At 40.0% G+C, this 25,193-nt stretch carries 17 protein-coding genes; 12 read left to right on the forward strand and 5 right to left on the reverse strand.

Translation table 11 applies throughout. The features are described 5' to 3' along the window. The 8 genes from HMPREF9455_RS20095 to HMPREF9455_RS20130 all read left to right on the forward strand — a co-directional run bounded on the left by HMPREF9455_RS20095 (position 1) and on the right by HMPREF9455_RS20130 (position 11,349). On the forward strand, positions 1–1,293 hold the full coding sequence (locus HMPREF9455_RS20095) for a bifunctional folylpolyglutamate synthase/dihydrofolate synthase (RefSeq protein WP_006801604.1): 1,293 nt from the start codon (positions 1–3) through the stop codon (positions 1,291–1,293). A 455-nt stretch (positions 1,294–1,748) separates the two neighbouring features. Beyond that, positions 1,749–2,786, forward strand: a complete 1,038-nt coding sequence (gene cobT / locus HMPREF9455_RS20100) for a nicotinate-nucleotide--dimethylbenzimidazole phosphoribosyltransferase (protein ID WP_006801605.1) — start codon at positions 1,749–1,751, stop codon at positions 2,784–2,786. 3 nt (positions 2,787–2,789) lie between these two features. Next, a complete protein-coding gene (gene cobS, locus HMPREF9455_RS20105) occupies positions 2,790–3,551 on the forward strand; it encodes an adenosylcobinamide-GDP ribazoletransferase (protein ID WP_006801606.1) in 762 nt (253 codons plus the stop codon). Between the two features lie 41 nt (positions 3,552–3,592). After that, the gene (cobC, locus tag HMPREF9455_RS20110; protein WP_044216905.1) at positions 3,593–4,111 is read left to right on the forward strand and encodes an alpha-ribazole phosphatase; all 519 of its coding nucleotides are present in this window, start codon (positions 3,593–3,595) and stop codon (positions 4,109–4,111) included. 141 nt (positions 4,112–4,252) lie between these two features. Next, on the forward strand, positions 4,253–5,134 hold the full coding sequence (locus tag HMPREF9455_RS20115) for an SPFH domain-containing protein (protein WP_006801608.1): 882 nt from the start codon (positions 4,253–4,255) through the stop codon (positions 5,132–5,134). A gap of 86 nt (positions 5,135–5,220) precedes the next feature. Next, positions 5,221–5,418, forward strand: coding sequence for a type II toxin-antitoxin system antitoxin (locus HMPREF9455_RS20120; protein ID WP_006801609.1), 198 nt, complete (start codon positions 5,221–5,223; stop codon positions 5,416–5,418). Positions 5,419–5,671: 253 nt separating this feature from the next. Further along, positions 5,672–10,177, forward strand: coding sequence for a translocation/assembly module TamB domain-containing protein (locus tag HMPREF9455_RS20125; protein ID WP_455423431.1), 4,506 nt, complete (start codon positions 5,672–5,674; stop codon positions 10,175–10,177). After that, positions 10,174–11,349 (forward strand): THUMP-like domain-containing protein, encoded by a 1,176-nt coding sequence (locus HMPREF9455_RS20130; RefSeq protein WP_006801611.1) that lies wholly within the window; start codon positions 10,174–10,176, stop codon positions 11,347–11,349. Before HMPREF9455_RS20125 ends, HMPREF9455_RS20130 begins: the two co-directional genes overlap by 4 nt. A 60-nt stretch (positions 11,350–11,409) precedes the next feature. Here HMPREF9455_RS20130 and HMPREF9455_RS20135 read toward each other — a convergent pair whose 3' ends face one another. The 3 genes from HMPREF9455_RS20135 to HMPREF9455_RS20150 all read right to left on the reverse strand — a co-directional run bounded on the left by HMPREF9455_RS20135 (position 11,410) and on the right by HMPREF9455_RS20150 (position 15,202). After that, complete coding sequence (locus tag HMPREF9455_RS20135) at positions 11,410–12,972, reverse strand: flotillin family protein (protein WP_006801612.1); 1,563 nt, start codon at positions 12,970–12,972, stop codon at positions 11,410–11,412. 29 nt (positions 12,973–13,001) lie between these two features. After that, on the reverse strand, positions 13,002–13,586 hold the full coding sequence (locus tag HMPREF9455_RS20140; protein WP_006801613.1) for an NfeD family protein: 585 nt from the start codon (positions 13,584–13,586) through the stop codon (positions 13,002–13,004). Between the two features lie 770 nt (positions 13,587–14,356). Further along, complete coding sequence (locus tag HMPREF9455_RS20150; protein WP_006801614.1) at positions 14,357–15,202, reverse strand: methylated-DNA--[protein]-cysteine S-methyltransferase; 846 nt, start codon at positions 15,200–15,202, stop codon at positions 14,357–14,359. Between the two features lie 952 nt (positions 15,203–16,154). On the opposite strand from HMPREF9455_RS20150, the gene pheT reads away from it, so the two are divergent. Then, positions 16,155–18,620, forward strand: a complete 2,466-nt coding sequence (pheT, locus tag HMPREF9455_RS20155) for a phenylalanine--tRNA ligase subunit beta (protein WP_006801615.1) — start codon at positions 16,155–16,157, stop codon at positions 18,618–18,620. A 74-nt stretch (positions 18,621–18,694) separates the two neighbouring features. On the opposite strand, the gene HMPREF9455_RS20160 is transcribed toward pheT, so the two are convergent. Further along, entirely contained in the window at positions 18,695–18,970 is a 276-nt protein-coding gene (locus tag HMPREF9455_RS20160; protein ID WP_006801616.1) for a heavy-metal-associated domain-containing protein, read from the reverse strand. Positions 18,971–19,299: 329 nt separating this feature from the next. Between HMPREF9455_RS20160 and HMPREF9455_RS20165 the strand changes: the two genes are divergently transcribed. Together HMPREF9455_RS20165 and HMPREF9455_RS20170 are read left to right on the forward strand one after the other, a co-directional pair. Next, entirely contained in the window at positions 19,300–20,028 is a 729-nt protein-coding gene (locus tag HMPREF9455_RS20165) for a YebC/PmpR family DNA-binding transcriptional regulator (protein WP_006801617.1), read from the forward strand. Positions 20,029–20,116: 88 nt separating this feature from the next. Further along, complete coding sequence (locus HMPREF9455_RS20170) at positions 20,117–21,373, forward strand: type IX secretion system plug protein (protein WP_006801618.1); 1,257 nt, start codon at positions 20,117–20,119, stop codon at positions 21,371–21,373. Positions 21,374–21,384: 11 nt separating this feature from the next. Here HMPREF9455_RS20170 and HMPREF9455_RS20175 read toward each other — a convergent pair whose 3' ends face one another. Further along, complete coding sequence (locus HMPREF9455_RS20175) at positions 21,385–23,718, reverse strand: glycoside hydrolase family 20 protein (RefSeq protein ID WP_006801619.1); 2,334 nt, start codon at positions 23,716–23,718, stop codon at positions 21,385–21,387. A 150-nt stretch (positions 23,719–23,868) separates the two neighbouring features. Between HMPREF9455_RS20175 and HMPREF9455_RS20180 the strand changes: the two genes are divergently transcribed. Then, entirely contained in the window at positions 23,869–25,182 is a 1,314-nt protein-coding gene (locus tag HMPREF9455_RS20180) for an aspartate kinase (RefSeq protein WP_006801620.1), read from the forward strand. Positions 25,183–25,193: the final 11 nt, after the last annotated feature.

Here is a 25,193-nt window from a genome sequence, read left to right on the forward strand (position 1 = left end):
ATGACCTATCAGGAGACCATAGAATATTTATATAATCAATTACCCGTATATCAAAAAATAGGAGGAAGTGCTTATAAAGAAGGATTGGACAACAGCCTTGCCCTCGATACATACTTCGCTCATCCTCACACTAAATATAAAACAATCCATATAGCCGGAACGAATGGTAAAGGTTCTACTTCGCATTTGCTGGCGGCGATATTGCAGGAAGCCGGATATAAGGTAGGATTGTACACTTCGCCGCATTTGGTAGACTTCAGGGAACGTATACGTGTTAATGGGGAAAAAATATCGCAACAGTATGTAGTCGACTTTGTAGATAAGCATCGTGAATATTTCGAACCGATAGAGCCTTCGTTTTTTGAACTGACAATGATGATGTCATTTCTCTACTTTGCAGATATGCACGTAGATGTTGCCATCATAGAAGTGGGACTCGGGGGCAGGCTCGATAGTACGAATATTATAACGCCTGACCTGAGCGTAATAACAAATATCAGTTTCGACCACATGCAGTTCCTTGGCAATACACTGGAAAAGATTGCCACCGAAAAAGCCGGTATTATAAAGAAAAATATACCTGTAATTATAGGGGAAGCAGAAGGTGAGGTGAAAAATGTATTTACTGATACAGCCGAAAGGGTAGGAGCTCCCATTCTTTTTGCTGAAGACGAACATATCATACAATCGAGCCTGAAAACTGCAAGCGGCTGGCTTTTCGATACGAAATATTATCTGCACCTGAAGGGCGAACTATCTGGCTATGCGCAAATAAAGAATGCAGCTACAGTATTATGCGCTGTCAAGGAATTACAGAAAATAGGATATACTATTCCATCCAAAGCTGTTTATAACGGGTTTGCATATGTAACCAAACTGACCGGGCTGATGGGACGCTGGCAGATATTACAGGAGTTGCATCCCAAGATCGTGTGCGATACGGGACATAATGTTGCAGGAATAAAATATATAGCCGATCAACTGGCAAATGAAAAATATGATACATTGCATATTGTGCTGGGAATGGTAAATGACAAGGATATTGCATCCGTGCTCGAACTATTGCCACGTAAAGCCATTTATTATTTCACCAAAGCGTCAGTCCCACGTGCCATGAATGAGCGGGAGTTGCAAATGATGGCTCAGAAAAAGGGACTTATGGGATATTCGTACCCTACTGTGGCGGAAGCTGTACGTGCGGCAAAAGATTGGGCGGCATCAAATGATTTTGTATTTATCGGTGGCAGTAATTTTGTAGTGGCCGATGCATTGAATGCTTTCGGGTATAAATAGAATAGTTGCGAGTGATTCCATAGGAACAAAGAATTTGCCCTGATTAATGGGTGAATGTTTTTTGTCCCTACAGACCCGGAAACTGTTGCTTTTTTAATATTATTTTATCTATATGGTGCAGATAACAAGCGTGTTGTCGATAGAAAAGTAACAGTGTGAAATATTTCGAAAGGTTGTTACCTTTGTTACCTTTTGAAAAAGGTTACAAGTAGACAAGATACAAGTTGTTGACTGAAAAAGCTGTAACCTTTGTTACTTTTTAACAAGTCGTAAGTTTTAAGTTATACGAGATACGAGTTGTTAACTGATAACTGGTATATGTGTTACCTTTGTTACTTTTTAACAAAATATATACTGATTATGAATGGTATAAAACTTTCGGATTGTGAATCTGGAGGGACGAAAGAGACTAATATAATCTGCCCGTTTCCACTGGCAGTATAAACTAACATAGAATGCAACAATTTAACATCGAAAAACCAAACGACGAAGTTCGTTCGTATTTACAGGAAAAAATTGATAACCTTACTAAACCAAAAGGTTCATTGGGAGTATTGGAGGACCTTGCCATGCAAATCGGTTGGGTGCAACAATCCCTCAATCCTAAACTGACGAATCCCTGCCATATTGTATTTGCAGGCGATCATGGTATAGCCGCCGAAGGCGTAAGCCCTTCACCACAGGAAGTAACATACCAGATGATACTTAATTTCTGGGCAGGAGGTGCGGGTATTAATTTTCTGGCCCGTCAGCATGGATTCAATCTTAAAGTGGTGGATTCCGGTGTTAATTTTGATTTCAAAGATGGAGACCCTATCATAGATAAGAAAATACGGAAGAGTACACGTAATTATCTGCACGAAGCGGCCATGACATATGAAGAAATGGAGCTGGCTATACAACGTGGAGCAGAATGTGTACAGACATGCTACGATGAGGGTTGTAATGTTATTGGTTTTGGAGAGATGGGTATAACCAATACTTCGTCCTCTTCCCTATGGATGACCTATCTTACAGGAATTCCGTTAGATCAGTGTATCGGCGCAGGATGTGACCATACAGGAAAGATCATCAGCCACAAATACAATGTGCTGAAACAATCGATGGAGAATTACAAAGGAGATGCTTCCGTAGAGGATATCATGCGCTACTTTGGTGGTTACGAAATGGTGATGACTGTGGGAGCTATGCTCAAAGCTGCCGAACTGAAAATGATGGTTCTGGTCGATGGCTTCATTATGACTAATTGTATGCTTGTAGCATCTAAGTTAAACGCAAATGTATTGCATTATGCTATATTCGGTCATCAGGGCGATGAAGCAGGCCACAAGCTGGTTCTGGACTACCTGAAAGCAAAATCTATACTGAATCTTGGCCTCAGATTGGGAGAGGGGACAGGCGCGTTATGTGCTTATCCTATTGTGGCTTCTGCTCTGCATATGATAAATGAAATGCATTCTTTTAAGGAAATAAAAGTAACGAAGTATTTCTAACGGATGAAAAATATCGCTGCCTCCCTTGTTTTCTTTACCCGTTTACCATTTTGGCGGTTAAAGGCCTTTAATGTACCTGCTGTGTATTATAAGCAGGTAATCAATTATTGGCCTGTTGCCGGATGGCTTACGGCTGCTGTGATGGCAGGAGTACTTTGGGGTGCGGCGCAGATTCTGCCGTATCCGATTGCTGTTGTAGTGGCAATATTGAGTCGTTTGCTGGTCACAGGAGCATTGCACGAAGACGGATTAGCTGATTTCTTCGATGGATTTGGCGGTGGAAATACCCGTGAGCGAACGTTGGAGATAATGAAGGATTCGCACATCGGTACATATGGGGTTATCAGTCTGATATTTTATTTTTCATTCTTTTATTTGCTTCTGAGTAATCTTAGTTTGGAAATGGCTTGTCTGGTAGTGTTATCGGCAGATCCGTTATGTAAGTTTATAGCATCACTGATAACTTTGTTCCTGCCATATGCCCGGAATGAGGAAACAAGCAAATCGAAGGTTGTTTATAATAAAATGTCAGCCAGTACGGGTGTTATCTCTGTTGTATTCGGACTGCTTCCTTTTATTTTATTACTAAAAATTGACTTTTTGCCGGCTATAATATTTCCTATCTTTGTTTTTGCCGGATTGATATTCCTGATGAAGAAGAAAATCGGGGGCTATACAGGTGACTGTTGTGGCGCTACATTTCTGATGTGTGAATTGTCTTTTTATCTGGGAGTTATGGTAATATTGAATTGTTTAGCTGTTTAATAGGCTAAATATTCAAATTGGCTGATTTACTGATTGATTTTATGAAAATATATATTATACGACATACAGCAGTTGGTGTAAACGGAGTTTGTTACGGGCAAACTGACGTGCCACTGAAAGAAACTTTTGAAAGTGAGGCGGAAATAGTAAAACAAAACCTGAAAGACATAGCTTTCGATGCTGTATTTTCCAGCCCCTTGAGCCGGGCAAAAAAACTTGCCGAGTATTGCGGTTATGAAAATATACGACTTAAAGACCGGTTAAAGGAATTGAATTTCGGCGAATGGGAAATGCAGGAGTGGGATAAGATAGACATGACCGAATGGGAGAAAGACTGGATAAATACTCCTGCACCCAACGGAGAATCTTTTGCACAAATGTATAAGCGTATAGCGTCTTTCCTTGACGAACTTAAAGGGCAGGATCATTCTACTGTGGCAGTTTTTGCTCATGGCGGGGTAATAAACTGCTTTAAAGTGTATTTCGGTAAAACAGATTTGGCCGGGGCCTTCGATGATTTGTCGGAGTATGGGCAGATATCGGAGTTTGAACTTATCTGATTCAAATATAATATTATTTAAGTAAAGTTTTATGGTATTATATTATGATACATTTTTTATTTAAATATATCCTGTCCTATTTGTATATAATAAATTATTTATATCTTTATGATATCATTTTAATATCAAAATATAGATAATATGGAAACACAGGAGAAAAAGTTTGCGGGAATTAGAATTTCAGCATTTTCGGCTATCGCGATAGCCTTGGTTTTAGTGCTTGTCATACTGGGGGTATGTATTTATCAAAAGGATCCTATCTTCATTACATGTGGCTCTTTGATTGTTTTTCTAATGTTCATTGTGCTGACCAAAGGACTTATTATCGTTGAGCCTAACAATGTGCGTGTGATGGTGTTGTTTGGAAGATACAAAGGTACACTGGCCGATAACGGATTCTTTTGGGTAAATCCTTTTTTGAGTAAAAGAAAAACGACTTTACGCGCGCGCAATTTGGATATTGAGCCTATAAAGGTGAATGATAAAATGGGTAACCCTATTATGATCGGAGCCGTATTGGTATGGAGGATAAAGGATACTTACAAGGTGATGTTCGATATTGCATCGGGACCAACTGATTTTGTGCAGATACAAAGCGATGCTGCTCTGCGTCAGGTAGCGGGTATGTATGCTTATGATAATAACGATAACGATAAAGATGCTATAACCCTGAGATCGGATAGTGATGAAGTGAGCCAACGGTTAGAAGATGAGCTTAATAGCCGGATAGCCATCGCTGGTATTGAAGTTATAGAAGCGCGAATCAATTACCTTGCGTATGCCTCCGAAATAGCTAGCGTAATGCTTCGTCGTCAACAGGCTGATGCGATTATTGCCGCCCGTGAAAAGATTGTTGAGGGAGCTGTAAGTATGGTACAGCTAGCTCTGGATAAATTACAAAAAGATCAGATTGTGGAACTTGACGAGGAGCGTAAGGCTGCTATGGTGAGCAATTTGCTGGTGGTTCTTTGTGCTGATGAGGCGGCTCAACCGATTGTGAATGCGGGAACACTGCATCATTAATCCTATTTCAGGTTTCAAGATTTCAAAACTGAAAGGAATATCATTTTGAAATTTTGAAATCATTCAATTTTGAATTTAATATTATTGTGGCTAAAAAAGAAAAAGAATCTACTGTAAAAAGTTTCGTCCTGCGTATCGATCCGGAGATGATGGATGCAATCGAAAAATGGGCTGCCGACGAGTTTCGCAGTACCAACGGACAGATACAGTATATTCTCGATCAGGCGCTTCGCAAAGCAGGACGAATAAAAAAAGAGATGAAACCAAAAACGGATAACGATTAATTAACACACAAAAAGAACCGGTTCATAAACCGGTTCTTTTTGCGATGAAAAGGAATTTTCTATAAATTATCTTAACTTCATTCCTTTTGTTCAAGATAGCGATATGGGGATAGGGAAAAATCTCATTTTTTTAATACTTTTGCACTATCAAGTAGAAGAAAGTATTTTGTGATATATCTTCGAGCGGTAACTTGCATTAGTTATTATACTTACCAAAGTAAAAAATAGGTCGACGACCTTAAAGGAAAGAGTTATAAAACGGTTTAAGAAAATATTTCTCACCATTTTCGGGATAATTTTCGGTCTGATTATCCTGTTGTTTGGCTTATTGAACACACCCGCTGTTCAGGAATATGCCAAAGGCCTTATTGTGAAAGAACTGAAGGCTAAATTGGGGACAGAACTGGGGATAGGCAGTCTTCATTTTGAGCCTTTCAATACTATTGCGATCGATAGTCTGTATCTTTACGACCAATCCAACGAGAAAGTTTTGATGGCTGATAAGGTTTCGGCAGGTGTTGATATTCTTGCCCTTATAAACGGTAAGATAGTAATCACTTCCGCCTGGCTCACTGATTTTGAAGTTCACTTATCAAAAGATAATACAAATGCGCCGCTGAATATACAGTATGTAATTGATGCTTTTAAATCGAAAGACGATAAACCGAAAGCCAGACTGGATATTAAGCTGAATGCAATCAATTTGTCTAACGGACGCTTTTCATATGATGTAAAAGACCGCCCTTTAAAGGAAAATCAATTTGACGCAAATCACATACAAGTATCAGGTTTAGATGCTAAGTTTACCGTAAAGTCAGTATTGGAAGACTCTCTTAATATTCAGGTGAAAAAAATTAGCCTGAAGGAACGAAGCGGCCTGGAAATATCTGACCTTGTATTTAGAGTAATAAGTCAGGGAAAAAAGGTATCGGTCAGGGGGTTTGAGTTAAACCTGCCATCCTCCCATTTGGCGTTGGAAAGATGCGAAATAGATCTTACGCCGACCAGTGATACAGCTAAAATACTCGATTATGCAGTTGTCGATTGCCGGGTAGCACCCTCATATATCGCTCCGAAAGATATCTCAGCATTTGTGCCTGTATTACAGAACTTCAAAGACTTAGTGAATATACGCGCGCATATTTCAGGTTCGTTCGATAATCTGGTTCTCTCGGAATTGTCTGTGGACTATGGGGAAAAGATGCATTTGATTGCTAATGCAGAGGTCAAAGATATAAGGGATTCCGAAAAAACGTATCTTTTGGGCAGTGTCGATGAATTAACAATCGGAATCAGGGAAGTAGAAAGCATTCTTAATAACTTCTCTAAAAATAAGACGCAGTTACCATCTCAATTGCAGAAACTCGGTACACTGTCGTTTATCGGTGATATTTCGGGCTATTTAAAACAACTTACAGCTTTTGGTAGTTTGGATACCGACTTAGGTATTGTCAAAACGGATGTGCTTTTTGGCCTGAATCCGAGAAATGGTATAAGCTCCTTTGTGCATGGGAAAGTTTATATGTCAGATTTCGAATTGGGAAAACTTCTTGATAATAAAGATCTGAATAAGATATCATTGAATCTGTCTGTCGATTTAGAGAAACCCACATATGGTAAAATCCGTGGAACAGCGGACGGAGATATTCACAATTTCGATTTCAAGGGATATACCTATAAAGAAATTTCGCTGGATGCTGCTTACGACGGCTTACGGGTAGACGGACAACTGGATGTAAATGATGAGAACGGTATATTAAATGTTAACGGGCTGTTTGATCTGACAGATAAAGAAAATCCGGAGTTGAATTTCAAGGCCAGAGTAAAGAACGTTCAGCTGGCTAATCTGCATTTGGCCGAAAAGATGCAGCATTCTTATCTTTCTTTTGCGATAGATGCAGATTTTATAGGTAGCCATATCGATAATGCAGAAGGATATGTAAGGGTAGACTCTATAGATTTTATCCGTGAAGATAAGTTATTTCAGATGGATAGCCTTGTTGCAAGGGTTGCAGGTTTTCCCGACAATCGCAGGTTGAGTATAAGGTCTGATTTACTGAAAGGAGATATCAATGGGGTGTATTCCATGTCGTCGATGATAAATAGTGTGAAGCAGACATTGAGCATGTATTTACCCGCTTTGATAAAGCCTGATAATAAGAAAAGACCGGAAGAGAAGCCGAATATGCTTAATTTTGAGTTACAGATAAGCAATAGCGAATCATTAAGCAATATACTCAATCTACCTGTTACAGTGCTGAGTACTTCTAAAATAATCGGGTCTTATAATAATATAAATGACAGGTTTAACCTCGAAATATTTGCACCATCGGTAAAAGCTGCGGGGATGAGTATACAGTCGGGATATGTTGCCATACGAAATCCGCACGATACAATAGATGCTAAGGTTAATGTATTGATCGCAGGTAAGAAAAACACAATCAACGATGTTGCTATCAACGCTAAAGTGAAAGATAACCTGATCAATACCAATATATCCCTAGTGAATACAGGTGCGCAGAAAGCCATGGGTAATTTTTCCATAAGTACGCTGCTCACTAAAAATGAAGCAGAGCCGCTCAGGATAGATATAAACACCTTGCCAAGCGAATTATTGTTGAATAATGCCGATTGGAAGATGAACCAGTCACATATAGCGATACAGGATGGCTTGGTGGCTGTGGATAATTTCCGGATATATAATGAAGATGGTAGTCAGGAGGTAAAAGTGAATGGGAAATATACCCAAAAAGATTCGAACGACATATTAAAAGCCGAACTCAAAAATATTAACCTCGAATATGTTTTCCAGACATTGGCTATAGATGCTCTCCAGTTTGGCGGGGCAGCTACAGGCAGCCTGTTCGTGTCCAGTATAGAGAAAAAACCATATGCCAATACACGCCTCGAAATAACTGATTTTAAATTTAACGGGGCGGAATTAGGCAAACTGAATATATTCAGTGAACTGGATGATGAGACCAATCAGGTTATGCTCGATGGGTTGATTGTGAGCAAGGAGAATAAACGGACAAAAGTAGATGGAACCCTAGACCCTGTAAAGCAAAGATTATCCATTAATTTCGATGCCGATAGTATCAATATCGGCTTCCTGAATAAGTATGCCGAAACAATTTTTGATAATATAACAGGACGGGGTACAGGAAAAGTGCATTTATATGGTGATTTTTCGAATGTAACGGTAGAAGGGAAAGCATTTATCAAAGACGGAAGTATGGGAATCCGTTTTCTAAATACCCGATACTCGTTTTCCGATACCGTTTATTTGAAGAAAGATCTTATCTATTTTAATGATATAACACTGATAGACCAGTTCAATAACAGAGCGCATGCAAGTGGAAAAGTGGCACACGATTTTTTCAGTAAATTTATGTATCAGGTCGACCTGAGGGCTGATAATTTCCTTGTATATAATGCTTCATCATCCGTGAATCCGTTGTTTTACGGAAAAGTGTTCGGTAGTGGGAATGGTACTATAGGCGGTGATGAAAGCGCTGTGGATGTAAATATCAGAATGCGTACAGAACCCAATACGCTTGTACGTATGAATTTTATGGAAGATGTGGTTACCGAATATTCTTTTATAACATATAAGGAAAAACAGGACCAAGATACCGTAAAACAGGTAAAACCATCGATGCTGGCTCCCCGCAATGATACAGGAATGGACATCAATATGAATATTTATGCTGATGTTACTCCTGATGCTACATTGGAATTGTTAATGGACCCTGTGGGCGGCGATATACTGAGGGGTACCGGTAGCGGAGCTATGCGCTTCGAATGGAATCTGAAGTCCTCCCCACGTCTTTATGGTACATATAATATCAATAGAGGAAGTTATAACTTCACTTTCCAGCGACTGATGGAAAGACGGTTCGATATTCAGGATGGAAGCAATGTACAATTCAGAGGAGACCCATTTGATGCAACCCTGAATGTGAGTGCTGTATATAAAGTGAATGCGAGCCTTAACGATTTGGATGACGATTTGGCTAAAAGGGTAGGGCAAACAACTATCCCGGTCAATTGCGTACTCAATCTGAGTGGTCCGCTCAAGCACCCTAATGTAGACCTGGATATAGCATTGCCATCTACAGATGCGGAGGTAGAGCGACAGGTGAAAAATCTGTTGAATACGCAGGACGAAATAAATAAACAGGTTGCATACCTGCTGATATTATCCAAATTCAAAGCGCCTAATTATGCGACGCCAGGTGCACAGACATCAGATTTTGCAGCAGTGGCTTCTGCTACCTTATCCAATCAGTTGACAAAAATAGTGAGCAACATCGATGACAGATGGCAACTGGGTACAAACATACGGTATAGTGATGCCGAATTGATGTATACGGAGGCTGAATTGTTATTGTCGAGTAAATTATTGAACGACAGGCTTCTTATAAACGGAAACTTCGGTTACCGAAACGACATTAATTTGAAAAATGAAGCCATGATAACCGATATAGACATCGAATACTTACTCAATAACGCCGGTACATGGCGAATAAAGGCTTATAATCACTATAACGAGAAATTTTACTATCTGGATCATGCGACACAGACGCAAGGTGTGGGTATCATCTATAAGAAAGACTTTGATGGTCTACGTGACTTGTTTGACTATCCATGGATAAGACACAAAAAAGATACTGTCTTGCCACCTCCTCCGATTGTGCCTGACTCTACACAAAAAGGTAGTGCATTAAGTCCTTTCATCAAGATGAAGAAAAAATGAACCTCAGTGACGAATTAAAGGCTTTTATACATACTCATGAGGCTGATGATGTGCATTCACTCGCTTTACAGGCAAAGCAATATCCCGGTATAGATATGCAAATGGCTATTCGTCAGATTGCCGGACGCAAGATCGCTAAAGAGAAAATACCTTCATGGCATGCCAATAACAACATAGTTTATCCGAAACATCTGTCGATGGAACAATGCTCGTCGGAGCAGACAGCACGGTTTAAGGCTTCGCTATGCCGAGGAGAATCTATGGTTGATCTTACCGGAGGTTTTGGGGTAGATTGTTCTTTTCTTGCACATAGTTTCAAGGATGTCACTTACGTAGAACAGCAATCGGAATTGGCTGAAATAGCTGTCCATAATTTTAAAATATTGGAGCAGGATATAAAGGTGGTAAATGAAGATGCGGTAAAGTATCTGTCAGCCATGTCTCCTGCCAGCCTGATATATATCGATCCTGCCCGCAGGGACAATACAGGTAAAAAGACAGTACAGATAGAAGACTGTACTCCGAACGTTCTCGATATAGAATCGTTGCTGGAAGAAAAATCGGAAGAGGTAATGATAAAACTGTCGCCGATGCTGGATATTTCTCTTGCAGTAAGATCAATGAAATCTGTATCGGATGTGTATATTATCAGCGTGAATAATGAGTGCAAAGAGTTACTCTTTATCAAGAAGAAGGGGAATACGGATAAAACTCTCTACCATTGCGTAAACATACAGAATAGTAATACGGATATCTATACTTTCCGGAAAGAGGATGAAGACAATCTCTTTTTAGATTATGCTACTAAAATTGCAAAATACCTGTATGAATCTAATGCCTCGATACTGAAAGGCGGTGCATACAAGAGTATTGCAAAGGCATATTCTCTGGACAAGCTGCACCCCAGCAGCCATCTGTATATGTCGGATGTATTGTATGAGGATTTTCCGGGGCGAAAGTTTGTTGTTGACAATATCTGCTCTTTGAATAAGAAAGATGTAAAAGCTTTTTTGTTAGGTATTAAGCAGGCGAATATTACTACTCGTAATTTTCCTTTGTCCGTTCAGGAAATTAGAAAAAAAACAGGGCTGAAGGATGGGGGAGATATATACATATTTGCTACCACATTAGCCGATGAAAGGAAGGTATTATTGATTTGCCATAAAGCCTGAACATAAAAAAAACCTCGCAGAATCTTTCATGCAAGGCTTTTCTTTAACTATTTACTGATATTACTTTTTCTTTTTCTCATCTTCAGTAGGTGTAGGAGCCAGTGGAATTATTACCTCTTTATCCTTTTCTGCCTGTCCTTTCAGATAAGACGGAAGGTTCATTCCTGCCATGCCGAACAAGTCGTTCAACGGAGGTACGGATTTCATCAGTCCGGATATAAAGTTGGCGGTAGATGTCCTGCCGTCGTCACCCGCACCGTTTCCTGTATCCCAAACAGTAACTTTGTCAATCTTAATATTCTTAACGGCCTCAACCTGTGTTTTAACCAGTTCTGGCAGTTTCTCTATCAACAATAGCTGGTAAGCTGCCACAGGATCACCTTTAGCCGCATTTACCACATCCCTGTAACCTTCAGCCTGTTTGGTCAGTATTTCATACAAACCGCGTGCTTCCGCATCCATTTTGGCGAAGATAGCGTCTGCATCTCCTTTAGCCTGTTCACGTACACGTTCGGCGGCAGCCTGCGCTTCAATGATAATTCTTTGCTTTTCTATCTCGGCAGGAACAACAACATTGGCTATCTGTGTCGAACGCTCTCTTTCCGAACGTGCCAACTCAGCTTTTTGTTCAGCCAGATATGCTTCTTCGAGAGCCTTTGCCTGTTGCACTTTCTCTGCGGCAACAGCCAGGCGTGCGGCTTCGGCTTCTTTTTCGCGACGAAGTGCATCTGAGCCGGCGATCTCAATTTTGGCAGTATTCTCTCCTTTAACAGCTATAGCGTTTGCTTCGGCTGTTTTTACACGGGTATCTCTGTCTGCTTCAGCTTTACCAATAGACTCGTCTCTGGCAGCACCAGCAATGCTTACTTCTCTGTCCTTTTGAGCCACAGCGATAGATACGTCCCTGTCTCTGTGAGTTTCGGCAATTTGTACATCGCGCATTCTGTCAGCGACAGCCTTACCTGTTTCCCCGATTTTTTCTTGCTCTGCCACACTGATCTTCGCTTCATTGATCGCTTTTGCAGCGGCTTCTTTTCCTAAAGCTTCGATGTAGCCTGATTCGTCATTGATGTCGGTAACGTTTACATTTATCAGTTTCAGACCTATCTTGCGTAACTCTGTGTCAACATTTTTCGCAATGTTATCTAAGAATTTGTCACGGTCGGAGTTGATTTCTTCAATCATCATGGTAGCGATAACCAAACGCAATTGTCCGAACAGGATGTCTTTAGCCAGTTCCTGTATTTGCGAAGTAGTCAGACCCAGAAGTCTTTCAGCCGCATTGTTCATATTCTCCTTTTCGGTGGAAATGGCGATTGTAAAGCGACACGGAACATCTACACGGATATTCTGTTTACTCAGTGCGCTGGTCAGATTGGCTTCGATAGATATGGGTTTCAAATCCAGATACGCGAAATCCTGTATAACGGGAATAATGAATGCACCGCCACCGTGAATACATTTGGCTGATGCACCACCTGTCTTTCCATATACTACCAGGATTTTATCGGACGGACATCGTTTATATCTCGATATCATCGCCAAAGCAGTAACAATGAGGACAACAACCAGAACAACAACCAGTATTCCGACGCCTCCTCCATTTAATAGATCTTCAAACATGTTAGTATAAATTATATGGGTTAAAAAATTTAGTTATTCATATTACTGAATGGTTCTACGACCAATATATCCCCTTCTATGCCGATAATTTTCACCAATGATCCGCTTTTTAGCGCTTCGCCGGCTGTTGTAACGGCATATAATTCACGGGAAGAACCTTTTACACTGACAAATATTTTTCCTCTTCCACTTTTTGATGCGGGAATATTCATATATACGTCTGCGGTTTTTCCTATTGTGTCTTCCATCTTGAATGTGTTATCTTCGGATAGTTTCCATATAAAACGCATTATAACAAAGAAAAGCAATATGAACACACTTCCTACCAAAAAGGATACTATGCCCACTACGAACTTGCTTTCGAATGCATTGTATAATACCGCGCCTGTCCATCCGAATCCTAAAAGGAAATTGATCAGATTACGGAGAGAGAATAACTGAAAAGGAGCATCTGCACTATCCAGATTGCCGTCAAAGTCAGCATCTACTCCTGTATCGGAATCGGCACCGATAAAAGTCATAATGGTCTGGATTATAAATATAACGCTAGCTCCTATAGCTACATACCAATAAAACTGTTGTGTAGCATCCATACTTGAAAAAAACTCTTTCATGGCAGTTCTTTGTTAATAGTTTATTTTCGCTTTTTTAGCTTAATACAAAAATAAGATTTTTTCCGAAATATACAATAGTATTGAAAGGTAATGAAATAAAAATATTTCAGAAAGTTTGCTTTTTTAGATATTAATGCGAATCAGTAGTTGAGATTTAACGTTGAACTCTTTTAAACATTTTTTCTACGCGGAATTGAAAATTCCTTGTATCACTTTTGGCCAAAGCCCCAAAAGTAATCAAAAGCTCTTTAGCGCCCGCTTCAAAGGCCGACCCGTAACGGAAAAAAAGACGAAACGGAAAAACTCGCTGGAAAGATCGTATAACCCAAATTAGTGGATAAGCTCAAACACGTTTCCGTTTTTTTCGTCTTTTAATCCTACGGGTACCCCGTCCATGAAGCTAACGGCGCGGGCTGACGCTCGACAGGAGGGAAAGCCCCTACACCTGATATGCGCAAGCCTTGTCATGCGTCAGCCCCTGCGCATTAGTGACGCAGCCGGCTTAGAAAGGGACTGGGCGATAGCCCGTTTGTCACTTTCAGCCGGCAAAACGGTTGTGGGGCGCCGAGGAACGGAGCGCTAGCCTTTTGCTTACTTTTGGGCAATGCCAAAAGTGAGGACAAGCCCGGGAGGGCGCGGCAGTAATGAGATAAGGTTGCAAGTTGCAAACAGGGGTAGGATTTATGTGTAAAATAATCCAACGTTAAAACTCAACGGCTGATTCTATTATTTAAATAAAGAAATCTCTCGCAAAAGATGTAAAACGCTTTTCAATGATTATGTGTGTTTATATTTTCCCATCCTATTATTGCAGCCTTACGGCCGCTGTCCCAGTGATACTGACCGAATGCTCCCGAAGATAGTATTACCCGGTGGCATGGAATAAGGTAAGCTATGGGATTGTCCCCTACAGCCGATCCTACAGCTCTGCTTGCCCTGGGATTGCCTGTTTGTCTGGCAATATCGCTATAGGTTAATAGTTTACCCATTGGTATTTTCAGTAGGGACTCCCATACTTTGAGCTGAAAATCGGTACCTTTCACATGTAGTTTTATTTGTTCCGGTTGTAGCCAGTTTTGTCTGAATATATAGAGTGCGCTTTGTTGATTGTTGTCTGTCAGTTGCTTATAGCTTGCGTTCGGAAATATTCTTTGTAGTTCTTCCAGTGCGATCGTTTCATTATCAGAAAAAGCCATATAGCAGATACCTTTCGCAGTAGATGCTATCAGAATCTCGCCGAAGGGTGTTTCTGCAAAACTGTAGTTGATAGTCAGGTTTTCTCCACCGTTTTTATATTCTCCGGGCGTCATCCCTTCTATTTTTACAAACAGGTCATGTAAGCGTCCGGTACCCGATAGTCCGACTTCAAAAGCAGCATCGAAAAGCGTGGCACGACTCTCTTTGAGTATCTTCTTGGCATTTTCGAGGCTGATGTATTGGAGAAACTTTTTAGGGCTTACTCCCGCCCATTCGGTAAACATACGTTGAAGATGGTAAGGGCTAAGCGCAACATGGGCAGCAACATCGTCTAAGCCGGGTTGTGATCTGTAATTATCATTTATATATCCGATAGCATCTTTGATGCGGTCGAAGTCTATATTGTTTTGCTGGTTCATAAGAAACAAATTTAAATATTATAAAGCGAAGTTAGGGTAGGGGAATTAGAAAATAAACCCGATTCTTGCGGAAAATAATTATCTATATGTGTATGATAGCTTTTAGCCGTTAGTTGATAGCTGTCAGCTCTTTGACGTAATTAATTAGCAAACGCAATGCGGCAAGTTGCTTTCTGATTTGCCGTCATGTACTGAGAAAAGCTGTAACTTTTGTTACCTTTTCAAAGTAGTAAGTATTGAGTAATAAGTTGAAAGTTATATGAGATACGAGCAGACAACTATTCACTGACGAGATGCTTCACACTGTTCAGCATGACAAGCTAATTATTAATTATTCATTCTTAATTGCTTTCCGTGTTACCTTTGTTACTTTTTGAAAAAACTGTAGGGGCGGTATATCTTGTAACAAAGTTGTCAGATGTGTCAGGTTTTAACTAAACATGGTTAATATGGTTAATAACGTAAACAAGATAATAAATTACGAGTTTTGTCGCTTCGCACCACTAACGGCTAAAAGCTATCAGCTAATAGCTGAAATATCTGTTACTTCTGTTACCTTTTAACTATATTGTGTAAATGTCACTTAATTTAATGAGGTGTTTGAAGGAGTTGTTGTTAAAATTAGATTGAAAAATGGTAGGAAGGTGTTACATGTGTTACCTTTTTGAATTGAAAAATAGAGAATGGAAAACTGAAAATGTAGAGCAAGATGTATAAAGAGAATTTTATTGTTAACTGATAACTGTTGACTGCTAACTGATATATCTGTTATTTTTTGTTACCTTTTATATCTTATGTCCGTTGTTTGCTTATTTCTGATTACTGTTTACTAAAATATATTTTGTATTTTTGACGGACTTTTTTTGAACGTTTCAAAAAGCAATATCAGAAGCAACATTTATTTTGATTGTGTTGAGTGCAAATAAAATAAAAAAATATAAACTATCATATAATGAATATTTCGTACAATTGGTTGAAAGATTACCTTGATTTCGATTTAACTCCGGAGGAAACATCCGCTGCCCTTACATCTTTGGGTTTGGAAACAGGCGGTGTGGAAGAAGTAGAAACTGTCAAAGGCGGGCTGGAAGGCCTTGTTATCGGTGAAGTGCTTACTTGCATAGATCACCCCGATTCCGACCACCTGCATGTAACCACCGTTAACGTGGGACAGGAGGAACCGTTGCAGATTGTTTGCGGAGCACCGAATGTAGCTGTCGGGCAGAAAGTAGTAGTTGCCCTTGTGGGTACTAAACTGTATCAGGGAGAAGAATCGTTTACAATCAAGAAATCCAAAATCAGGGGAACGGAATCTTTCGGGATGATATGTGCCGAAGATGAAATCGGGATCGGTACCAGCCACGCGGGAATCATTGTGCTGCCAGTCGATGCGAAGGTAGGAATGCCGGCTAAAGAATATTACAATATCAAAAGTGATTATATTCTCGAAGTAGATATTACGCCTAACCGTATAGACGGAGCGTCACATTACGGTGTAGCCCGCGATCTGGAAGCCTATTTGCGTCAGAATAAACTGAAAGGGGCGCTCACATTGCCATCTGTGGATGACTTCAAGATAGATGAACCGACGGGTGCAATTACTGTAAGGGTAGAAAACACGGAGGCTTGCCCGCGTTATGCAGGACTTACGATCCGGGGTGTGAAAGTAACCGAAAGTCCCGAATGGCTGAAAGAAAAGCTTACACTTATCGGTCAGCGGCCTATTAATAATGTGGTGGATATCACCAACTATGTGTTGCATAGCATGGGGCATCCCCTTCATGCTTTCGATGTGGCTCATATCACAGGCGGAGAAGTAATTGTGAGGACATTACCCGAAGGTACCAAATTCGTTACGCTCGATGAAGTGGAGCGTACCCTTAGCGACAGGGACCTGATGATATGCAATGATAAAGAGGGTATGTGTATCGGAGGTGTATTTGGAGGAATGAAATCGGGGGTGACTGAAAGTACAACAGAGGTGTTTCTGGAATCAGCTTATTTTAATCCTACATGGATACGCAAAACAGCGCGCCGCCATGGACTGAATACGGATGCGTCTTTCCATTTCGAGCGCGGCTGCGATCCGAATGATACCATTTACGTGTTGAAATATGCCGCAATGCTGATAAAGGAGATTGCAGGAGGAAAGATTACAGGAGATATTCAGGATGTATATCCTGATCCTGTGGCGAAGCCGATTGTAAAATTATCATACGAGAAGGTGAATTCGCTTATAGGTAAGGCTATAGACAAGCAAACAGTGAGGTCTATCCTGAATAATCTGGAGATGGTTATCACAGAAGAAAGCGATGATATGCTCACTATCGAGATACCGACATACCGTGTAGATGTGTTGCGCGACGTGGACGTGATAGAAGACATACTGCGTGTATATGGCTATAATAATATAGAAATAGGCGATAACCTGAAATCGAACCTGTCATACGAAACTCCTACCGATAAGGGATATGATCTTCAGAATCTGGTTTCGGAGCAATTGACAGGAAGCGGATTCAATGAGATAATGAACAACTCGCTCACAAAAGAGGCTTACTATACCGATTCAGTGGTGTATCCTGCTTCTAAGTGTGTGTATCTGCTTAATCCACTGAGTACCGACCTGAATGTTATGCGCCAGACACTTATTTACGGAGGATTGGAGAGTATCGCTTATAACCGTAACCGGCAGAATCCCGATATCCGCTTCTACGAATTCGGCAATTGTTATTTCTATGATGCTGATAAGAAAACGGAAGGCGAAACACTGAAGGAATACAGCGAGGAATATCATTTGGGTATATGGCTCAGCGGAAGCAGTATAGATAATAGCTGGACGTCGGCTAATGAAAAATCGTCTGTTTTCCAGTTGAAGGCCTATGTGGAAAATATACTTACCCGTCTGGGGATACCTGTCTCTAAATATGATTATGAGCAGTTTTCTAATGAGATATTCAGCACGGCTATAGCTATCCAGGCAAAGGGCAAAGGGAAATCATTGGGTGTATTAGGTATCGTAAACAAAAAGCTGCTTAAAGCGCAGGATATAAGTACCGAAGTATATTTCGCAGAGCTCAATTGGGATGCGCTGATGAAAGAGATAAGAAAGAATGTGATCACATATTCTGAAATGTCGAAATTCCCGGCTGTGAAAAGGGATTTGGCTTTGCTATTGGATGAAGCTGTATTGTTCGATCAGATAGAAAAAATAGCATATAAGGCGGAACGCAAGTTGCTGAAAGAAGTAAGACTGTTCGATGTATATGAGGGTAAGAATCTGCCTGAAGGCAAGAAGTCATATGCTGTGAAGTTTGTATTGCAGGATGATGAAAAGACGCTTAACGACAAGCAGATAGATGCCATTATGCAGAAGATACAGAAGTCGCTGGAGAGTGAACTCGGTGCACAATTGAGATAAGGTTCGCAAAAAGGACAGATATAAAAAAGCGATAAGATATTGATCCTTATCGCTTTTTGTATTGATTTTACAACTCATTTACAACAGTCGGACAGTTCATCATGCTTTACCTTGTCGGCTTTGTTCTTGTCGGTATCATGTCCTACCTTTGCAATAGCTTCACTAATCTCTCCGATATTTGTTTTCTCAGGATTAAAGCCTATTTGCAGTTTGCCATTCTGTACGTTCCATGTTGCGGAAAATACGCCGTTTACTGATAAAGCCGCGTTTTCTATCCGTTGTTTGCATATCTCACAATTACCTTGAACTGTAAGTGTTGCGTATTTTAGATTATTGTATATAATATCCATATCCATAGATTTTTAAAGGTTGATAATAATGGGGATATAGATTTATGGAATTCTATATATCTTAAAACAAAGATGATATATATTAGTTTTGGTATAGGGCTGTTTTTAATAATGATTATACAAACCGGATAATAACTGTGATTTTTTGTGATGAAATTCTCCGGGATTGAAACTGATTGTTAATTATAAATCTGGTAACTATTATATATTGAAAAGAGGTAAAAGAAAATCCTTATTCGCGATGATGAATAAATGATCCTTATTCCAAATCTCCGATATTTTTTATACTTTTGCCTTCCAAAAGAATAAACGATTGATATTATAATATTATGGGAAGAGCGTTCGAATACCGCAAAGCGACAAAGATGAAACGTTGGGGCAATATGGCCCGTGTGTTCACTAAACTAGGGAGGCAAATAACAATAGCAGTAAAAGAGGGTGGTCCCGAGCCCGATACCAATCCCCGTCTTCGTGTGTTGATGCAACAAGTGAAGAAGGAGAATATGCCAAAGGAAAACGTAGAACGTGCCATCAAAAAAGCAATATCGAAAGATGAAGCCGATTATAAGGAGGTTGTATATGAAGGATACGGTCCGTTTGGTATTGCTATCGTGGTAGAGACTGCAACCGATAATCCTACACGTACTGTCGCGAATGTGCGCAGCTACTTTAATAAGCATAATGGTTCGCTGGGGACTTCGGGAAGTCTTGAATTCCTGTTCGACCATAAATGTGTGTTTAAGATCGGAGCAAAGGAAGGTGTTTCATTGGAGGATCTGGAACTGGAACTAATCGACTATGGCGTTGATGAAGTGGAACATGACGGTGATGATATAATACTCTACGGAGAGTTTAAGTCGTACTCCGAAATACAGAAATATCTCGAAGAAAACGGATTTGAAATACATAGCGCCGAGTTTGAGCGCATCCCGAATGATCTGAAAGAACTGACAAAGGAACAGCAGGAACAAATACAAAAGTTACTGGATAAATTCGAAGATGATGATGATGTTCAAAATGTATTCCATAATATGAAAGAAGATTTCGAAGAAGAGTGACTCTGCTTTGATATACCATATAAGGAACTGCAAGACACCACTCTTGCAGTTTTTTTATTACATTTGCCAATATAAAAAAGATAAGGCGATGATGAGATACAAGCTTATAGCGGCACTTCTGCTCGTTTGCGGTATACTTTCAGCACAGGCATACCGGACGCAGGCCCTTTCTGACGAAATATATACAATACAGGCAAACCTGAACGAAATATGGGGTCAGAATCCCGTGGCTAGATTGAATAGTGATGATAATATCAATATCAGTTTTGACCGCTTGTCGGATAATTCCTTCAATCGACTGCGATATCGCATCATACATTGCGATGCTTATTGGTTAAAAAGTAAAGGTATATCAGAAATCGATTATCTGAACGGATTTAATGACAATCCTATAGATGATTATGCTCCATCGGTCAACACCACAGTCGAATATACACATTTCAATCTGGATATACCAAACAGGGATGTGAGCCTGAAAATATCGGGAAATTATGTTGTCGAAGTATATGAGGATGGAGAACCGGATGTAGTGTTACTTACAGCATGTTTCTCGGTGGTAGACCCGGCTATAAGTATTGCCGCTACGGTTTCTTCCAATACAGACATAGACTTTAATAAAAGTCATCAGCAGGTATCTTTCACTATTCATCATCAGGGTATGAATATCCGAGATCCCTTTACCGAAATAATGGTGTTTGTACAACAAAACAACAGATTGGATAATGAAAAACGGAAATTGAAGCCGACATATATAAATCCTAATAAACTGATATATGAACACAACAGAGACCTTATATTTCAGGCAGGTAATGAATATCGCCGCTTCGAGACATCAAGCTACAGGTATAATGGTATGAATGTTGCTCACATCAGATATGTCCGTCCGGGTTATGAGATGGATGTTGAAACGGATAAGGTACGTGCCGGACGTTCTTATAGCTACGATCAGGATCAGAACGGTCGCTTCTTTATAAGGAATAATGACAGTGAATATCCTGAAACAGAGGCTGATTATTTTACTACCAATTTTACATTGGCTGTGGATGACCCTTTGTTGGAAAGTATATACATAAACGGAAATTTTACCGATAATACCTTTACCGACAAATACAAGATGAAATATGATAACAATGAGAAGGTATACCGCCTCTCCTTGTTATTGAAACAGGGTATGTATAATTATCTCTATCTTACAAAAGACGGAAACAATTTTGTTACTACTAATATCGAAGGTAATTATTTTGATACTGAGAATGAATATTCTATTTATGTTTACTATCGTCCCACAGGCCAGCGTTACGATAGCCTGATAGGTGTGCAGAGTATACAGTCGCGGGCGAAGTAGGAGTTAGGAGTTTAATAAACCCTTACTTCGTCTAGCATCAGATAAGCCTTGTCTCCCTTCTTTTCGTGCCATTCGGGTAATATTTTGATCGATTCGGCAATTACCTTTATATACCGGGCTTTCACTGCTTCGTTCAGGTTAGCCGATAAAGTAATCACCATAGGGCTTATATGTTCTGTACGTTCTTCATATGTCTCCTTAAACACTTCCTTATATGTATTACCATCCGCAGATATTAACAACGCGAGGCTTTTAGGTGCAAATAATCCCCCTCTGGTATTTACATATGAATTCAGATCCAGGGATGAGATATCGGTAAGCTCTTTCATGTCAATATATGCTTCAAAATCAGTGCCGAGAAAACCCAGCCACATGCCGGTACGGTAACTGGCATTCGAGCCTAATTGCCCATTGACCAGTGTTGTTGCACCATCGAACGTATAACGTTTATCCGGCTCATATTTCAATGTTATGGGTTTGGCAAAAGCTTTATGAACAATGAAGTCTTTGGTGTAAACCTTGCCTCTTACCTTTTCCCTATAAGCGACAGCTTTGAATATAGTATTGTTTTTTATAGTTATCGGGTTGCCATATGTATAAAGTGCAGATTCGGTGGTTGGCTCTTTATCAGCTAATGTATAATAAATGGGACTGTTGTCGAATGTAGACATATAAAGGTTTATCTCATTCTTAACAGTATCTACGACAATAGAATCCTGTATTTCGTAGGCTTGCTTGCAATTTTCATATCCCAGCTTGTCGAAATGTTTGGACAATTTGTATAACCGCGAAACGAACTCGTTATAATCTTTCCGCTCCGGATTTGTCCATACGGTTTCTGCCAGAGCGCACATACGGGGGAGCAGCATGTATTCCACATTTTGTCCCGAAGGCATATACTCTGTCCATATATTAACTTGCGCACCCAAAATGTGCTTCAGGCTGTTTTCATCTAAACCGGCAGGCATTGGATTGAATGAATATGTCTTTTTCAATTCGGTCAACCAGCCGAATGTGAAAGGTTCATTATCTACATCGGGAGATTGATAATAATCCAGATATACATATTGCTCCGGTGTCATTATCACGTCGTGACCTTTATTTGCAGCATAAACACCGCCCTCGGTGCCCCGCCACGACATGATTGTTGCATTGGGAGCGATACCTCCTTCCAGTATTTCGTCCCAACCTATAATGCTTTTTCCTTTATCGTTTATCATTTTTTCTACTCTGGATATGAAATAGCTTTGCAGCTGTTCTCCCAGCGGATGTTCCGGTGAATCTTTTAGTTCCAAATGTCTCATTTTTGTCTGACATTTTGAGCATGACATCCATCTGTTTTTAAGACATTCATCACCTCCTATATGGATATACCGGGCAGGAAACAACGGGAGTACCTCGGTCATCACATCATCGAGAAACGTAAACACTTCCTCATTACCTGCGCAAAGCACATCTTCATAGATACCCCATTCAGCACCTACCTGATAGGGCCCTCCCGTACAACCCAGATAGGGGTATGAAGCCAGGGCTGCTAATGTATGTCCGGGGATATCTATCTCCGGAATGATGGTTATAAAACGCTCTTCTGCATATTTTACAATGTCTTTTATTTCTTCCTGCGTATAGAATCCACTAACGGGTTTATTGTCAAATTCACCGGTATGACGACCTATGATTGTATGCTCACGTTTAGAACCGACTTCGGTTAGCTTAGGATACTTTTTTATCTCTATACGCCATCCTTGGTCGTCGGTCAGATGCCAGTGAAAGACATTGATATTGAACATGGCCAGTATATCAATATACTTTTTTACAAAATCAACGGGAAAAAAATGTCGGGATACGTCGAGCGAGGCGCCCCGGTGAGCATAAAAGGGATAATCTGTAATTTCGGTACTCGGAAATTCTATTTCGGTATCAGCATTTACCGGAATTGATTTTCGGATGGTTTGGATTCCGTAAAAGGTTCCAGCTTCAGTAGATCCATTGATCGTGATGAGCGAAGAGTTTACATTTATAATATAGGCTTCAGGATTATCGCTCGCATAGTCAATAGTGAGTTTTATAGCATTTTCAATATCCTGCTTATCTGTTATTTCAAGTCTAAAGTCTGTTATTTGTGCAATATATTCGGATAGTAAAGCAGCAGACCGGGCAAGCTTGCTATTTGTGGCAGGAAATGATATCTTTGTAGTCTTATTCAGTATGAAAGGTTTAGCGTCTGTTGTTTTTATTTCCTGTACCATAGGTACTATATCGTAACTGGCTACGGGAGTAGTTTTTTCGGAAGTACAGGCAATAAAAAATAAAAGAGTAGACAGACAAAGAAAATTTCTAAACATAAATGAATGATTTTGTGTTTTATATGATAAAAAGTTAAACAAATATCAAATATATGCTTTATTCTGAAATTTTTGCCACAAAAAATTTATATTTTTGCACCTTGATTGTATAGTCGTTATGCAATTAACAGTTTAATTAAAATGTAGAAGATGAAAGTCCTGAAATTTGGTAGTGCGTCTATTGCTACAGCAGACAAGATGAAAAATGTAGCAAATATTGTTGCCCGGGGAGGTAATAATATCATTGTATTGTCATCGATGCGGGGAACAGCAGAGGCATTGGCCGAGGTATCGGACTATCTGTACAAAAAGAATCAGGAAGGAGCTATTGAAATAATAAACAGGCTGGAGAAGCAATATAACGATTTTGTTTCCGGTCTTTTTAGTGAAGAAGCCTTCAGGTTAAAAGCGGAAGAAGTAATTACGGCAAAGTTTAATTACATCCGCACTTTCACCAAAGACCTGTTTACCCTTTTTGAAGAACGTGTGATAATGGCTCAAAGTGAACTGCTCAGTTCGGAGTTGTTCCATTTGTACCTTATCGAAAAAAAGATAAATGCAGCATTGATACCTGCACTTGAATATATGCGTACCGATAAGAATTCGGCGCCGGATCCTGTATATATAAAGGAAAAACTCACAGCTTTACTCGATGCGGCCAAAGGTGCGGATTTGTATATCACACAAGGATATATCTGCCGTAATGCATATGGTGAGATCGATGATTTACGCAAAGGTGGGAGTGATTACACAGCTTCGCTGGTTGGAGCAGCAGTAGGAGCAGATGAAATTCAGATTTGGGCTGATGTACATGCTATGCAGAACAATGATCCGCGGTATGTAAAAGGAACTACAGCTATCCGCCATCTGAATTTTGATGAAGCTGCCGAGCTGGCGTATTTTGGTATAAAAATACTTCATCCGTCTAGCATACTGCCTGCAAAATTGGCCGATATCCCCGTATGCCTAAAAAATACCGAATATCCTGATGCTACAGGAACGCTTATTTCAAATGAAACGGAAGCCCGTGCCATAAAGGCGGTGGCAGCTAAGGATAACATTACGGCGATAAAGATAAAATCGGGCAGAATGTTACTTGCTCATGGTTTTTTGCGCCGTGTAACCGAAGTGTTCGAAAATTATCAAACATCTATTGATATGTTGGCTACTTCCGAAATAGGGGTTTCGCTGACTATAGATGATGACAAAAATATACAGCTTATTCTTGACGAACTGAAAAAATATGGTACGGTATCCGTCGATTCCAATATGGTTATTATTTCAGTAATCGGAAATCTGGAATCGGAAGACGCCAGTTTTGCATCCACGATATTAAATGCCGTCAAAGGCATATCTATTCGTATGATTTCATATGGCGGCAGCAAATATAACTTTTCATTTCTGATAGAAAGTAAAGATAAAGAGAAGACGCTCCAAATTCTGAATGACAAATTGTTTAATTAATTATTAAATTC

Source organism: Dysgonomonas gadei ATCC BAA-286, from assembly GCF_000213555.1.
GTDB classification, from domain to species: Bacteria; Bacteroidota; Bacteroidia; order Bacteroidales; family Dysgonomonadaceae; genus Dysgonomonas; species Dysgonomonas gadei.

What these genes read in the sequence shown, in the direction of transcription:
- HMPREF9455_RS20130 (WP_006801611.1), top strand. Translation starts at nt 10,174, where the DNA reads ATGAACCTCAGTGACGAATTAAAGGCTTTTATACATACTCATGAGGCT.
- HMPREF9455_RS20115 (WP_006801608.1), top strand. Translation starts at nt 4,253, where the DNA reads ATGGAAACACAGGAGAAAAAGTTTGCGGGAATTAGAATTTCAGCATTT.
- HMPREF9455_RS20135 (WP_006801612.1), bottom strand. Translation starts at nt 12,972, where the DNA reads ATGTTTGAAGATCTATTAAATGGAGGAGGCGTCGGAATACTGGTTGTT.
- cobT (WP_006801605.1), top strand. Translation starts at nt 1,749, where the DNA reads ATGCAACAATTTAACATCGAAAAACCAAACGACGAAGTTCGTTCGTAT.
- HMPREF9455_RS20150 (WP_006801614.1), bottom strand. Translation starts at nt 15,202, where the DNA reads ATGAACCAGCAAAACAATATAGACTTCGACCGCATCAAAGATGCTATC.
- HMPREF9455_RS20175 (WP_006801619.1), bottom strand. Translation starts at nt 23,718, where the DNA reads ATGTTTAGAAATTTTCTTTGTCTGTCTACTCTTTTATTTTTTATTGCC.
- cobS (WP_006801606.1), top strand. Translation starts at nt 2,790, where the DNA reads ATGAAAAATATCGCTGCCTCCCTTGTTTTCTTTACCCGTTTACCATTT.
- HMPREF9455_RS20170 (WP_006801618.1), top strand. Translation starts at nt 20,117, where the DNA reads ATGATGAGATACAAGCTTATAGCGGCACTTCTGCTCGTTTGCGGTATA.
- HMPREF9455_RS20180 (WP_006801620.1), top strand. Translation starts at nt 23,869, where the DNA reads ATGAAAGTCCTGAAATTTGGTAGTGCGTCTATTGCTACAGCAGACAAG.
- HMPREF9455_RS20160 (WP_006801616.1), bottom strand. Translation starts at nt 18,970, where the DNA reads ATGGATATTATATACAATAATCTAAAATACGCAACACTTACAGTTCAA.
- HMPREF9455_RS20095 (WP_006801604.1), top strand. Translation starts at nt 1, where the DNA reads ATGACCTATCAGGAGACCATAGAATATTTATATAATCAATTACCCGTA.
- HMPREF9455_RS20165 (WP_006801617.1), top strand. Translation starts at nt 19,300, where the DNA reads ATGGGAAGAGCGTTCGAATACCGCAAAGCGACAAAGATGAAACGTTGG.
- pheT (WP_006801615.1), top strand. Translation starts at nt 16,155, where the DNA reads ATGAATATTTCGTACAATTGGTTGAAAGATTACCTTGATTTCGATTTA.
- cobC (WP_044216905.1), top strand. Translation starts at nt 3,593, where the DNA reads ATGAAAATATATATTATACGACATACAGCAGTTGGTGTAAACGGAGTT.
- HMPREF9455_RS20140 (WP_006801613.1), bottom strand. Translation starts at nt 13,586, where the DNA reads ATGAAAGAGTTTTTTTCAAGTATGGATGCTACACAACAGTTTTATTGG.